Annotated in this window: 13 protein-coding genes and 1 riboswitch; of the genes, 2 read left to right on the top strand and 11 right to left on the bottom strand. The window is 70.0% G+C overall.

Annotated elements, in window-relative coordinates:
* Positions 1–21: 21 nt before the first annotated feature.
* The 7 genes from A6I89_RS04220 to A6I89_RS04190 all read right to left on the bottom strand — a co-directional run bounded on the left by A6I89_RS04220 (position 22) and on the right by A6I89_RS04190 (position 5068).
* The gene (locus A6I89_RS04220) at positions 22–678 is read right to left on the bottom strand and encodes a SanA/YdcF family protein (RefSeq protein ID WP_005512503.1); all 657 of its coding nucleotides are present in this window, start codon (positions 676–678) and stop codon (positions 22–24) included.
* Positions 679–685: 7 nt separating this feature from the next.
* Positions 686–1414 (bottom strand): lysophospholipid acyltransferase family protein, encoded by a 729-nt coding sequence (locus A6I89_RS04215; RefSeq protein ID WP_005512502.1) that lies wholly within the window; start codon positions 1412–1414, stop codon positions 686–688.
* Between the two features lie 114 nt (positions 1415–1528).
* The gene (locus A6I89_RS04210; protein WP_005512501.1) at positions 1529–2515 is read right to left on the bottom strand and encodes an ROK family glucokinase; all 987 of its coding nucleotides are present in this window, start codon (positions 2513–2515) and stop codon (positions 1529–1531) included.
* 34 nt (positions 2516–2549) lie between these two features.
* Entirely contained in the window at positions 2550–2927 is a 378-nt protein-coding gene (locus A6I89_RS04205; RefSeq protein WP_037085133.1) for a hypothetical protein, read from the bottom strand.
* A complete protein-coding gene (locus A6I89_RS04200) occupies positions 2924–4162 on the bottom strand; it encodes an ArsA family ATPase (protein ID WP_080668413.1) in 1239 nt (412 codons plus the stop codon). Before A6I89_RS04200 ends, A6I89_RS04205 begins: the two co-directional genes overlap by 4 nt.
* Positions 4159–4596: an SRPBCC family protein gene (locus tag A6I89_RS04195; RefSeq protein WP_005512497.1), complete on the bottom strand. Its 438-nt coding sequence runs from the start codon at positions 4594–4596 to the stop codon at positions 4159–4161. The genes A6I89_RS04200 and A6I89_RS04195 overlap by 4 nt, the downstream gene beginning before the upstream one ends.
* A gap of 85 nt (positions 4597–4681) precedes the next feature.
* Positions 4682–5068 carry a hypothetical protein gene (locus A6I89_RS04190; RefSeq protein WP_022596559.1) on the bottom strand — a complete coding sequence of 129 codons (387 nt, stop codon included), beginning with the start codon at positions 5066–5068 and terminating at the stop codon, positions 4682–4684.
* Positions 5069–5238: 170 nt separating this feature from the next.
* Here A6I89_RS04190 and A6I89_RS04185 point away from each other — a divergent pair, with 170 nt between their 5' ends.
* Entirely contained in the window at positions 5239–7050 is a 1812-nt protein-coding gene (locus tag A6I89_RS04185) for an AMP-dependent synthetase/ligase (protein ID WP_005512494.1), read from the top strand.
* An 82-nt stretch (positions 7051–7132) separates the two neighbouring features.
* Here the strand turns inward: A6I89_RS04185 and A6I89_RS04180 are convergent, their stop codons facing one another.
* The 4 genes from A6I89_RS04180 to A6I89_RS04165 form a co-directional block, all read right to left on the bottom strand.
* Positions 7133–8260, bottom strand: a complete 1128-nt coding sequence (locus tag A6I89_RS04180) for a glycosyltransferase family 4 protein (RefSeq protein WP_005512491.1) — start codon at positions 8258–8260, stop codon at positions 7133–7135.
* A 43-nt stretch (positions 8261–8303) separates the two neighbouring features.
* Positions 8304–9590 carry a peptidase MA family metallohydrolase gene (locus tag A6I89_RS04175; protein ID WP_005512490.1) on the bottom strand — a complete coding sequence of 429 codons (1287 nt, stop codon included), beginning with the start codon at positions 9588–9590 and terminating at the stop codon, positions 8304–8306.
* A 180-nt stretch (positions 9591–9770) separates the two neighbouring features.
* Positions 9771–10796 (bottom strand): NlpC/P60 family protein, encoded by a 1026-nt coding sequence (locus A6I89_RS04170; protein WP_044991208.1) that lies wholly within the window; start codon positions 10794–10796, stop codon positions 9771–9773.
* A 267-nt stretch (positions 10797–11063) separates the two neighbouring features.
* Complete coding sequence (locus A6I89_RS04165) at positions 11064–11672, bottom strand: C40 family peptidase (protein ID WP_005512488.1); 609 nt, start codon at positions 11670–11672, stop codon at positions 11064–11066.
* Positions 11673–11687: 15 nt separating this feature from the next.
* Positions 11688–11853, bottom strand: a riboswitch (cyclic di-AMP (ydaO/yuaA leader).
* A gap of 480 nt (positions 11854–12333) precedes the next feature.
* On the opposite strand from A6I89_RS04165, the gene A6I89_RS04160 reads away from it, so the two are divergent.
* Positions 12334–14067 carry a DEDD exonuclease domain-containing protein gene (locus tag A6I89_RS04160; RefSeq protein ID WP_022596562.1) on the top strand — a complete coding sequence of 578 codons (1734 nt, stop codon included), beginning with the start codon at positions 12334–12336 and terminating at the stop codon, positions 14065–14067.
* The last annotated feature ends 4 nt before the right edge of the window (positions 14068–14071 follow it).

Below are 14071 nucleotides of genomic sequence, written 5' to 3'. Positions count from 1 at the left end.
ACGGAACATACCGTCAGGTCGTCATTCCGGGCAGTGACTCGACAGTGCTGCCGTCACCGAATCGTCCGGCGCGGAACCGACTTCCGGATCTCTCCCCGACAGGACGTCCCGTGCCGCCTTCGGATACGCCAGCATCTCGCGCACCGTGTTCCTCACCAGTGTGGATCTCCTGCCGCCGGCCCGGCCCGCGTACACCCCGTGGGCCTCGATTCCGGCGGCGCGGGCGAGCGCGACGGTGCGTGGCAGATGGAAAGGCTGAGTCACGAAGAGCGCGTTTCGGATTCCGAACGTTTCCGCCGCCCGCACACACGTGTCGTAGGTGTCGAGCCCATAGGGGTCGGCGACGATCGACGTTCGCGGAACTCCCACCTCGACGAGGTACTCGACCATCGCGGCGATCTCGTCGCCCGACCGCCCGTGCGCGTCGCCGGAGACCAGCACGACGGCCACCTTGCCGTCCCGCACCAGACGTGCGGTCGTGTCGAGACGTCCTTGGAGGAACTTCATCGGGCGGCCGTCCCGTACCCGCGCACCGAGCACGACCGCGACGGGCGCCCGGGGGGCTCGGGCCGCACGGTGCATGCGCCCAGCCGCGACCGCGCCGATCCACACGGCGGGACCGACGAGGGCGAGCAGCCCTGCGGCGGCGGCCGATCGGCCGAGCCGACCGAGCGTCACCCGCCCGCTACCCGGCGCGCGTGTCGGGCACGCGGTCGATGTCGGTCACCGGCTCGGCGGCGGGCGCCGGGTCCTTGAGGCTGGCGGCATAGATGTCGACGTACTCCTGACCGGACAGGCCCATCAGCTTGTACATGACCTCGTCGGTGATGGCACGTTCGACGAAACGGTTGCCGCCCATGCCCTCGAACCGGGAGAAGTCGATCGGCTCGCCGATGCGGACGGTGACCTTCGCCGGCCGCCACATCTTGGAACCGATCGGATTGACCTTCGCGGTGCCGATCATCGCGACCGGGATGACCTTGACGCCCGACTCGAGTGCGAGGCGCGCCATGCCGGTCTTGCCCTTGTACAGACGGCCGTCGGGCGAGCGGGTGCCCTCCGGGTAGATGCCGAGCAGCTTGCCCTGGCCGAGGACCCGCAGCCCGGCGTCGAGCGCGTCCTTGGCGGCGTCGGCACCGGTGCGGTCGATCGGCACCTGACCCACGGCCGAGAAGAACCACTTCTGGAAGGCACCCTTGAACCCGGTGCCGGTGAAGTACTCGCTCTTGGCGAGGAACGTGATCCGGCGCGGGCAGCGCAACGGAAGGAAGAAGGAGTCGAGTACAGCCTGGTGGTTGCTGGCCAGAATCGCCGGGCCGTCCGTCGGAATGTTCTCGGCGCCTTCCAGTTTCGGCCGCCCGAGGAGCCACATGACAGGACCCAACAACACGTACTTAAACAGCCAGTACCACATGGCGTCCTTCCGTCCGAGCTCGTTCCCCCGAGGCCTGCCAGGGCGGCCACCTACGCAATGACTGTACTCAGCAGTCTGGACGGCTGCCACACCGTGTTGGTGCGCTCCGCTGCGTCAACGCGGACCAGCCAGCGCCCGGCGCGCGAGGTCGGCGGCACCGATCATTCCGGCCGCCTCCCCCAACTGGGTGTGCCGGATCCGAGCGAGCGGCCGGTGCCCCGCGCCGGTGACCAGTCGCGCGTAGTGCTCGCGCGCCTCGTCCAGGAACAGCGATGCGGAACTGCCCACGCCGCCGCAGATGACGACGAGGTCCGGATCGAAGATGTCCGACACCGTCGCGAGCCCCACCCCGAGCCACCGCGCGAAGTCCGCGAACGTCGCGAGCGCCACCGGGTCCCCCTCCCGCGCGGCCGCCGCGATCCGTCGGCCGGTCAACGCGCCCGGATCGACGGCGACGTCCCGAGCCAGGACCGTCGAGCCGGACGGCTCGGCCGCGAGCATTTCGAGTGCGGTGTCCACCAGCGCGGTCCCGCTGCAGTACCGCTCCCAGCACCCGCGCTTGCCGCACGCGCACACCCGGCCGTCGGGCACGACCTGCAGGTGTCCGAGTTCCGGTGCCACGCCGAAGCTGCCCCGGTACAAGCGGCCGTCGATCAGCAGCGCTGCCCCGATACCCGTCCCGATCGCCACGACCACGACGTTCCGGCCACCTCCGGCCGCACCGAAGCGGCTTTCCGCCCAGGCCGCCGCGTTCGCGTCGTGTTCGAGCACGACCGGCAGCGAAAGCCGGTCTCCGAGACGGCGAGCGACGGGTGCGTCCACCCACGGCAGGTGCGGCGCGAACCGGACCGTGGTGCGGTCGTAGTCGACGAAGCCCGCCACCGCGAGCCCCACCGCCGCAATCCGGTGCCGTGACGTGAGCTCCCGGACGGCGCGGGTGATGCCCTGTTCGAGGGCGTCGGCAGAGTGCGGCGTCGGCGCCTGCGCGGTGTCGACGACCTCACCGCGGACGTCGACCACCGACGCGCGGATACTCGTCCCCCCGACGTCCACTCCGACGGTGAGCTCTTCGACGCTGTTCACGTCGACGATTGTGCCCACACCGCTGCGTGCGGTCGCCGCCGGGCGGTGCGGATCAGTCCTTGATCGTGATGTGGATCGGCACGAAGGCGGAGGCCTGTTCGGCCGGCTCCGGCACCTGCCCCGCGCGCGCCGCGGTGGCGTCCTGCTGCCCGTCGAGCACCTCACGCAGCACCGCGAGCAGGGCCGACGCATGACCCGCCACCGCCGTGACGAGGTCGTGCTGCTCACCCCGGATCAGCGCGGCGAGGGCGCACAGCGGACACCACGAACAGCTGCTGCATCCCGTCTGGCCGGCCGACTCGGGCCCGTCGGATTCCGCGGCGGCCTCGGCGCCCCGCGCCGCCTTCTGCAGGATCGGCTCGATCCGCTCGAGAACCGTCTCGGCCAGGGCCCTCAACTCCGCGACCATCTCGGCGTGCTCACCGGTCACTGCGGCCACACCGCCGGGTCCGGCACGAACCGCACGACCAGGTCGGTGCCGTCGAAATCCGCGTCGCGCACGGTGCACCGTCGGAGCACCGATGCCAGCCTGACGCGACGGCGCTTCCCGTCGGCCCCCACCACCAAGTCGTCCTCCACTCGTCCCAACGTCAATGCCCGAGGGTCCGCGAGCGGCAGGTGCATGCGCATCGCATACACCGATTCGAGGCCACCCGATCCTGATTCGAGCGCTACCCGGATGGGTTCGGTATCGGCGGTGAGCGCCGCCGACGGGCGGGATACGCCCGGGTAGAGGATGCGCGCCACGCCGTCCAGAGCCTTCAACCCTATCGGCTCGGTCGCCAGCTGGTCGACGGGAAGCACGACGGCGTCCCCGGCGGCCACGCGCAGATCCGCGAGAACCGAGTCCTGCGCACCGCGGCGAGCGCGGTACCAGCCGCCGGCATTGGACTCGTCCGCTTCGATGTCCGGCAGCAGCCCGTTGACGATCACGGCATCGACCCGCAGCGCCCCGAGAGCCAGCGCCGACAGCAATCTGCGTGTCTCCGCCGCCGCCATCCGCTCGGCCGTCGTCACCACCCGGATCGTCGTCCGCTCCCGATCCGAGAGCAGCGCCGCGATCGCCGACGCGGTCTCCAGCACGCGATCCACCATCGCGACGACCACGGCGATGCCGGTGTCGCCCGAGGTGAGTGCCGCCATGCGGCGGTGCTGGGGCCACACCCGCTCGATGTATCCGGCCACCGATTCGGGCAGGGACAGCAGGCGTTGCGCGTCGGAGGTGGCGGGGCAGTCGACGACGATCGTGTCCCAACGTGATTCGTCGGCCGACCGCACCACCTCGCCGAGCCCGAGTACGTCCTCCACGCCCGGCAGTCCGGTCAGCTCCTCCGGCGCCAGGTCGGTCAGGTCGGCGCCGTGATCGTGCGCTCCGCCCAGTGCCAGCAGCGCGACCAACCCCCGGTAGCGCTCCTCGAGCAACGCCAGCGTGTCGATCTCGAGGACGTCCAGTGCGGGTGCCACGCGCGTCGGTTCTCCCGGCGCGATCGGGTGGTCCAGCATGTCGGCCAGCCCGTGCGCACGATCGAGCGAGACCAGGAGGACGCGCTCACCGTTCGAGGCCGCGCCGACCGCCGTGGCAGCCGCCGTCGTCGTCTTTCCGGCACCGCCCTTGCCGACGAAGAACCGGACTGCGGCACCCGATCCCGAAGCTGCGGCGCTCAGCCCTCGACCCGCTTCTTGAGTTCCTTGAGCGCCGTGTCGGTGATGACTCTCTCGGCCTTGCGCTTGAACAGCCCGATCATCGGGATCGTGAGATCGACGGTCAGTTCGTAGGTGACACGGGTCCCCCCGCCGGCCTCGGGCTCGAGCGTGTACGAGCCGTGCTGCGATTTCTGGATCTCACCGGACACCAGGTCCCAGCTCACCGCCATGCCGTCCGGCGCCCAGCGGTAGCGGAGCACGTAGGTGTCCTTGACCATTCCGGCGTCGAGGACGAACCGCACCTCGTCGGCGCGGCCGTCGGGTCCCGACGCGAGGACCTCCACGGACTTCGCGGCCTCCACCCAGGACGGGTAGGCGCCGAAGTCCGCGATCACACCCATCACCTCGGCGGCGGGGGCGTCGATGGTGATCGACCTCTTGGTCTTCTCGGCCATGCCTCGGACGCTTCCTTTCAGAACGACGCGGTGCGCGCGTACCGCTCGTTCATCTCACACGATTGCCGACCTCGCGCACAATTCGCTACGCGGGCGGCTCCCCGGCGGCGCGTCCCGCCTCGAGTTGCTGCTTGATCTCGAAGGTCATCGTCTTACCGGCGAGGCGGCGGGCGTGGTTCATCCCGGCCAGGTCGAGTGACGCGAGAGCCTGCGGCGATACCCCGGTCGGCTCCGCGTGCAGGAAGTAGTGCATGACGGTTCCGTCCATCACCGGCTCGAGCCACACCTCCATCGTTCCGGTGAGGGGTCCCGCGACGGTCCAGCGGACGCCCTTCTCGGCCCGGTCCTCGCGCACGTCGAGGACCAGATCCGGCCACCACGCGCGCCAACGCGCGGGCACGGACACGCGGGCGGCCACCTTCTCGGGGGCTGCGGCGACGAACGTCTGGTCGGCGACCTGAATGCTGCTCACCCTCACAGCTTCACACACCGCCTGCCAGGTCGGTGATCTGGACTACACCTGGACGGACGACCATGCGAGCAGCCGCAGGTAGGTGGCAGTGCCGCACGTCACGCGCGGGCCGTCTATCGTGAGGATCAGCAAGCCCTACTCGTCAGTATCTTCAGTGTTCGGAGGTCGTCGTGCCCGAGTTCAGCGTTCCTGCCACATTCACGATTCCGGAGGACGCGTCCGCGGTCGACTCGGTCTACGAGTACGCAGCGACGAAGCCCGATCACGTGGTCTTCCGCAGACTCGTGAACGGATCGTGGGTCGACGTGACGGCCCGCGAGTTCGCGGAACAGGTGACAGCCGTCGCGAAAGGCCTCGTGGCCCGCGGCGTCCAGCCCGGCGACCGGGTCGCCCTGATGTCGGCCACCCGCTACGAGTGGCAGCTCATCGACTACGCAATCTGGTCCGCCGGCGGCGTGACGGTGCCGATCTACGAGACGTCGTCCGCCGAGCAGGTGAAGTGGATCCTCGAAGACTCCGGCGCCATCGGCCTCGTCGTCGAGACCGATCAGCATTCGAAGACCGTGGCCGAGGTCGCCGAGGCGGCGCCCGACCTGCGCGCGGTCCTCCAGATCGAACCGTCCGGCGCGGACGCCGGTGCCGTCGAGGTGCTCACCACGCAGGGAGCCGAGGTCTCCGACGACGAGATCCGCGCTCGCAGGGCAGCACTGAAGGCGAGCGATCCGGCCACACTGATCTACACCTCCGGCACCACGGGCCGCCCGAAGGGCTGCCAGCTCACCCATTCGAACCTGATCGCCGAGTCCAAGGGCATCATCGCCTCGAGCCTCGGGGATCTGCTGACCACGCCGGGCGTCAGCACGCTGATGTTCCTGCCGCTCGCGCACGTCCTCGCTCGCGCCGTGAGCATCGCAGCGTTCGACGCGGGCGCCTCGGTCGGCCACACGAGCGACATCCCCAACCTCGTCCCGACTTTCGCCGAGTACAAGCCGGACTTCATCCTCTCGGTGCCGCGCGTGTTCGAGAAGGTGTACAACACCGCACGCCAGAAGGCCCATTCGGAGGGCAAGGGCAAGATCTTCGACGCGGCCGCAGCGACCGCGATCGCGTGGAGCGAGGCGAAGGACAACGGTGGACCCGGCCTGCTGCTGAACATCAAGCACGCGGTGTTCGACAAGCTCGTCTACTCGAAGCTGCGCGCCGCGCTCGGCGGCAACTGCAAGCTCGCGATCTCCGGTGGCGCACCGCTGGGCGCGCGCCTCGGCCACTTCTTCCGCGGTATCGGCGTCACCATCTACGAGGGCTACGGGCTCACCGAGACCACGGCGGCGTTCGCGGTCAACACGATCGGCAACCAGAAGGTCGGAACCGTCGGAAAGCCCTTGGCGGGCAACTCCGTCCGGATCGCCGAGGACGGCGAGATCATGCTGTCCGGCCCGGTGGTGTTCTCCGGCTACTGGCGTAACGAGACCGCCACGAAGGAAGCGATCGAGGACGGCTGGTTCCATACCGGCGACCTCGGCACCGTCGACTCCGACGGCTACATCACGATCACCGGCCGCAAGAAGGAGATCATCGTCACCGCCGGCGGCAAGAACGTCGCCCCTGCCCAGCTCGAGGACCACCTGCGGGCGCATCCGCTGATCAGCCAGGCAATCGTCGTCGGTGACCAGAAGCCGTTCATCGGCGCGCTGATCACGATCGACGCGGAGGCACTGCCCGCCTGGAACGAGCGCAACGGCAAGCCCGCCGGCACAACGGTTTCGGAGCTGCTGTCGGATCCCGATCTCACCGCCGAGGTCGACGCCGCCATCGCCGAGGCCAACAAGCTCGTCTCGCACGCGGAGGCGATCAAGAAGTACCGGATCCTGCCCGTCGACTTCACCGAGGAGACCGGCGAGCTCACCCCGACGATGAAGCTCAAGCGGGGCGTCGTCCACGAGAGCTTCGCGTCCGACATCGAGCAGATCTACAGCAAGTAGCCCACACCCGACGGCGCACGACGCCCGCGGCCCCGAAAGGGCTGCGGGCGTCGTGCGTTCCCGTTCTCCGGCGCGGGACCGTTCAGGACAACAGGTGGCGCAGCCGGGCGCCGAGCACGTCCCAGCGCCAGTGCGACTTGACGAACTCCCGGCCCGCTGCGCCCATCGCCGCTGCGCGGTCGCGGTCCTCGAGCACCTCGACGAGCGCAGCCGCGATGTCGTCCACCGAGGTCCCGTCGACGACGTACCCGGTCTCGTTCTCGCGCACCGTCTCCGGTGCGCCACCGGATCGTCCCGCGATCACCGGCACGCCGCTCGCCGACGCCTCGAGGTAGACGATGCCGAGACCTTCGACGTCCAACCCGGCGCCGCGGGTACGGCACGGCATCGCGAACACGTCCGCGATCGTGTGGTGCGCCGCCAACTCCGCCGCGGGGACACCCCCGGTGAACACCACGTGTTCGGCCACCCCGCACTCGTGCGCGAGGGCCTGCAGGCGCTCCGCGTACGGTCCGCCACCGACTATCACCAGCACGGCACCGTCGATGCGGCGTCGCACCGCCGACAACGCCCGGATGAGCTGATCCTGCCCCTTGCGGGGCACCAGGCGGGACAGGCACAGGATCGTGGGCCGCTCCCCCAGCCCGTATCGGGCGCGCAGCTCCGCGCGTGCCGCCGGGTCCGGGCGGAACACGTCGGTGTCCACACCGGGGGGCAGGTGTTCGAGCGCGGCACCGGCCCCGAACGCCGACGCGAAGCGCCCACGGGTGTACTTGCTGACGAACGTGACCGCGTCGGTGGTGTCGCCGATCCGCCGCAGCGCCTGCCGGGCACCGGGCAGCATCGACCAGCCCACCTCGTGGCCGTGGGTGGACGCGATCACCCGGTCCGCGCCCGCCCGGCGCACCGTCGGCGCGAGCAGTGCCAGCGGCGCCGCCGCACCGAACCACACGTTCGAGCACGCGTACTCGCGCACCAGCTTCGCGGCCCGGCGCGCGACGAACGGCGTCGGCACCATGAGCGTCGTGGGATGACGCACCACGCGGTAAGGCTGCTCGGCGTCGAAACGGATGTGGCTGTCACCCCGCCAGCGGGGCGCGTAGACCACCAGCTCGTCCGGCGGCAACTGGGCGGCAAAGGTGTGCAGGTACGACTGGATCCCGCCGGGGCGGGGGGGAAAATCGTTCGTCACCAACAGGGTTCGACGCATGCGTCCACCGTAGGTCCCGCGGACGGGGCGGCGGCCACCAGGGTCAGGACAGTTGTTCCTTGACCCACACACCCCACGAGTGCACCAGCTCGTCGGTCCCGACCCCCAGCACGCTGCGGATCCTGCGGTCGAGTTCCGCGTCGGCAACCGGCCCGCGGGCCAGCTCCCGGTACAGCGCACCCAGCTGCCCCTCGCCGTACTGCGACGCGATGAAAGTCGCCAACGACCACGACGATTCGTATGCGAGCCGAGCAGTGTCGCCACCGCCACGGAAGTCGCCGTCGACGGGCAGCCTGCTCGGCGGCCCGGACTTCGCGACGTCGGCCGCCAGGGTGGGTGCGAGCTGACCGAACTGCGCCTCGATACCCCGGTAACCGACGTAGTCGGCGTACCCCTCGAGCATCCACATCGGCGACCCGTCCTCGGTCACCGGACGCGCGGCGATGTGGGTGAGCTCGTGCCGCAACACCGACACCCTCGTCAGGTCGGTCAGTCGCCCCGCCGACTCCGGGCTGAACACGATGCGCTGACCGGACGCCGTCCGCGAGCGCCGGTCGACCGCGTCGGACACGGCGACCGCAGCGATGTCCGCCCCGCTGTGATCACTGCCGACGAGCGAGGAGAACTCCTCCTGCGAACCCGCGACCATGACCACGGCCCGGCGCGACCAGTCCTCACCCCAGACGTCGGTGACGTGACCGACGGCGTCGCCGACCTCGCTCGCCAGCAGGTCGATCATCGGCGCCTGCGTCGTCGGCCCCAGCACGAACGACGGCCGACCTTCCTCACCGTCCACCCGACGAACCGTCACCGGACCGAAATCCCAAGGGCCACGCCAGGTCTCACGATCGGAACCCGGCACGCCGGAATCGCTGACGAGCTTCCACTCGTCGCCGTGCCGCGCCAGGAGCAGCGCCACCGGTTTGCGGGTCGACTGCGCGTCGGCCCCCGCGATCGAGTAACGCAGGTACACCGTCGGCGCCCACACGTCCGAAGCCCCGAGTTCGTCCGCGGTCGCGGACGCCACCGGCGTCTCCGGCTCGACACCGATGTCGTAGGCGAACTCGCCGAACGGAACCCCCGCGGCGTTGTTCGCTCGGCGGATCTCCGACTCGAGGAAGCCGGGTTCGGCGTTCGGATCGAACAGCGCCGGCAACGAATCGGTGTCACCGGTGCGCACCGCGGCGGCCCACTCGTCGAGCAGGGCCTGCGCGCCCGCGCGTCGCGCATCCTCGTAAGGGTTGCCCACGGGGGCGGCACCCGGCGGGGCGGCTGGTTCGTCGTCACCGTGATCGAACGCCGACAGGCTCAGCACCAGCGCGACGGCCACACCCAGCCCGAGCAGACCCGCCCACTCCCACCGCCGAACACGCCGCCGGGGCGTGGCAGTGGACGAACGATCTTCAGCGGACACGTCCGAGAGTGTATGAGCCTCGGACGACAACGGACCCGATACCCCTGGGTATCGGGTCCGTTCGAGGGCCGTGTATCGACCGGGTCGGGCTGCGGGTCAGTACCGGCGTGCACCGTAGAACGGCATCGACGCCATCGAGTCGACCTTCACGGGCGTGCCGTAGGTGGAGGCGTGCAGTACGTTGCCGTCACCCGCGTACAGCCCGACGTGCGAGGCGTCCTCGTAGAACAACACGACGTCACCCGGCTGCAGCTGGCTCTTGTCCACCGGCGTCCCGCCACCCGCCTGCGCCTGGCTCGAGCGCGGCAGCACCTTGCCGATCTGCTTGTACGCCCACACGACCAACCCGGAGCAGTCGTAGGCGTCCGGGCCGGTGGCGCCCCAGCTGTACGGCTTCCCGATCTGCGTCATCCCGGCCTGCAGCGCCGCGGAGCCGGTGCCGGGCGCCAGGTTCCCCAGGATGCGTCCGGCGTCGAACCCGGGCGGGAAGGAGCTACCGGCCAGCTGAGCCCGCTCGGCGCCGGTGAGACGGTCGAACGCCTGTGTCACCGACTCGATCTGCTTCTGCAGCTCGCTCTGCTTGTTCTGCAGATCGTCGCTGACGACTCTGGCCTGGTCGGTGGCCGATCGCGCCGCGTCCGCGGACACCCGCGAGGCCTCGGCGGCGGCGGACGCCTCGACCGACGCCTGCTTGAACCCCGCGACGGCCTTCGACGTCTCGTTCGAAATGGCGTCCAGCGCAGCCATCTGGTCCAGCAACTGCTGCGGCGAATCGCTCAGCATCAGCGCATAGAGCCGATTGGTCCGCGCGCCTTGGTAACTCGCGGCCGCCAGCTTGCCGACCGTGGGCCGGAACTGATCGATCCGGGATTCGGCCGCTGCGAGGGCGTCCCGGTCGCGCGCCAACCGCGCCTCCGCGTCCCGCTGGGCCGCCTGCTTGCCCTCGAGATCGATCTGGGCATTGTGGAGAGCTTCGGTGGTCCGTTCGGATTCCCGGGAGAGTTCCGCGAGGCGGTCGAGCGCCGCGGTCGGATTGCTCAGCACGGGATCGGCACCCGCCGAGCCTGCGGGCAACCCCACGAGGGTCAGGGAGAGCACCCCCGTCGCCAGAGCAGTACACATCGAGCGCTTGAACTTGAGCGAGGACTTGTCAGCGGGCACAGCTGCGCGACACTCCGTTTCTGGATTCAGTCTCCATCGCACGGCGATGGGCTCCGTAATGTCTCGAATAGGTTACGGAAGGGTATATGTCCGTGTCTACCCACCGGTACAACAGAACGCCGCACAGTCGCGAATGCCACAGCTGACGCGGTGCGAACGGCGTTCGGATACGGCTCGGGGCGGGTCCGAAACCGGACCCGCCCCGAGAACCGAGAACTGTTGTGTCGACTACGCGTAGCGGCGAGCGCCGTCGAAAGGCATCGACGACACCGGCGCGAGCTTCACCGGCTGGCCGGCGGTCGATGCGTGGATGACGTTGCCGTTGCCGGCGTAGATACCCGAGTGGCTGCCACCGTAGAAGGAGATGACGTCGCCGACCTGCAGATCGTCACGTGCGACAGACCAACCGGCCGCGGCCTGGTCGTAGCTCGTACGCGGAAGGTTGAGGCCGGCCTGCTTGTAGGCCCACTGCACGAGGCCCGAGCAGTCGAACGCGTCCGGACCGGCGGCACCGTAGACGTAGGGGGCGCCGAGCTTGCTCTCCGCTGCCTGCAGGGCCTGCTGGCCGGCGCTGAGGATCGGCGCGACCGAAGCCGGAGCGGCGGGCGCGAGATCGGCGGAGCCGGTAGGCAGCGCAGGCGCGACGATCGGGGCGATCTGCGCGACGGCCGCGTCGACCTGAGCCTGGTTCACGCCGGGGAGGTCGACCGTGCCGACGCCCGGGACGTTGACGGGATCGGCGATGGCCGGGGCCGCGGAGACCGCGACGGCTCCGATTGCAAGTGCGCCGGCGACGGCTGCGCGCTGCGCGGAACGCTTGAGATTGGATGACGCCACGAGAAAGGTAACTCCGTTTCTTCCGTTCGTCCGCCGACCGAGTTAGCTGACGGGTTCGGGCTGGGAAGATCAGCCCTACCCGTCGACACCGCACACGCGGCTTCGACGGGATTCACCCCAAAGGAAACTTGGGTTCCCGGCACGTCCCCTCCATGAGGTTTCGATTAGGCGGGCCCAGCGATGCCGTTCCGGGTGGGACGGCAAGACTCCGCTAGGTCTCGAGAAGATTACGAAAGCGCATCCTCCGTGTCGACCCGGACGCGCCGAATCCGCACTTTTCAATCGTTTGGCCGGGGTTCGAGGCATCCTCCCGGCCCCAACATCACGGACGGATAACAACCAGTTCGGTTCCGCTCACACAGGGCGTTCACCCCGCTTCCCCCACGCGGCGGCGGCGAACGCGCGCGACGAGCGACGAACCGCCGGTCGCCACTGGTCAGCGCGAGATCCACGGGCGCCGCCGAAGACCACACCCCGGCCCGCCCGCGTCCGTCACGACCACGCCGCGACGGCCTGAAACCGAACTCGCCCAACAGCGATCGCACACGATGCGATCCGGGCGCCGAGAACGGCAGGTGTGATCCTCGTCTCTCCACTCCCGCGGACGGGTCCGACGCGCTACCGGAGCCGTTGTCGGAGGGGCTCTCTAAGGTCTGCGGTCGTGAGCAGATCGCCGAACGCCCGAACCGCCGACGGCCTCCAACTGACTTTCGACGAACTCGACACCCCCCTGCGCGAGACGACCTTCGTCGTCGTCGACCTCGAGACCACCGGCGGAAGCTCGGAGTCCGACGCGATCACCGAGATCGGGGCCGTGAAGGTGCGTGGCGGCGAGGTGCTCGGGGAGCTCGGCACCCTCGTCGATCCCGGCCGCGCGATTCCGCCGTACATCGTCGAACTCACCGGGATCACGACGGCGATGGTGCGCACCGCGCCGCGGATCGACACGGTGCTCCCGGCCTTCCTCGAGTTCGCCGGTGGTGCAGTACTCGTCGCGCACAACGCCGGCTTCGACGTCGGGTTCCTCAAGGCGGCAGCCGCCCGACAGGGTCTGCCGTGGCCCAAGTTCCAGGTGCTGTGCACCGTGAAGCTCGCGCGCCGAGTCCTGGGCCGTGACGAGGCGCCCTCGGTCAAACTGTCGGCGCTCGCGGCGCTGCTGGGGGCGGACACCACACCGACGCACCGGGCGCTCGACGACGCCCGGGCCACCGTCGACGTATTGCACGCGCTCATCGGGCGGGTCGGCAACCAGGGCGTGCACAGCCTGCCGGAACTTCTCGACTACCTCCCGCGCGTGTCGTCGGAACAACGCGCCAAACGCACCCTGGCGAGCCACCTTCCGCGGTCGCCGGGCGTGTACCTGTTCCGCGGGCCGTCGGACGAGGTGCTCTACGTGGGGACCGCGTCGGATCTGCGACGACGCGTGCGCAACTACTTCACCGGATCCGAGACTCGCGGACGGATGAAGGAGATGGTCGCGCTCGCGACCCGGGTCGACCACGTCGAGTGCGCGCATCCGCTCGAGGCGGGGGTGCGCGAGTTGCGACTGCTGAGCGCGCACGTGCCGCCGTACAACCGGCGCTCCAAGTTCCCGATGCGCGGCTGGTGGGTCACGCTGACCGACGAGGCTTTTCCGCGCCTCTCCGTGGTCCGTACGCCCACCGCAGACGCCCTGGGCCCCTTCCGGTCCCGGACGGACGCCACGGACGCCGCCGCGACGGTGGCGGAGTTCTGTGGGCTGCGGACCTGTACGACGCGGACCGGGAAGGGGCAGCGGCACGGACCGAAGTGCCCGCCGCGGGACATCGGAGGTTGTCCTGCGATCGCCGACGACGAGGAGGGCTACCGCGTCGCGCCCGAGACGGCACGGGCGCTGATCCGGGGCGAGGACGACGCGCCGCTGCGGCGTGCGCGCGCTCGCATCGAGGAACTCGCCGCCGCCGAGTTGTTCGAGAGCGCGGCCCGTCTGCGGGACCGCGTGGCGATCCTCGGCCTCGCCCTGCGCCGTGTGCAACGGCTCGCCGCGCTGGCCGCCGTCGACGAACTGGTCGCCGCCCGGCCGGCTCCGGAGGGCGGTTGGGAGTTCGCCGTCATCCGGGCCGGACGCCTCGCGTCCGCGGGTGTCTCGAGGCGTGGCGTCGCGCCGATGCCGGTGGTCGAGGCACTGGTCGCATCGGCGGAGACGGTCCTCCCCGATCCGGTGCCACTGCGGGGCGCCTCACCCGAGGAGCTAGCAGTCATCGCGCGCTGGCTCGACGCCGACGGTGTGCGGATCGTCCGGACCAGCCACGGCTGGTGCGAGCCCGCACACGGCGCCGGATCCTGGGAGGACTGGTGCACGCTCGCCCGGACAGCCCGAGCGCCTACTGTGTCTGTCGAACGACAGCACAGCTGAAGGA

It is taken from the genome of Prescottella equi (genome assembly GCF_002094305.1).
Lineage (GTDB): Bacteria > Actinomycetota > Actinomycetes > Mycobacteriales > Mycobacteriaceae > Prescottella > Prescottella equi.
This window is presented reverse-complemented; position numbering and strand designations above follow the sequence as displayed.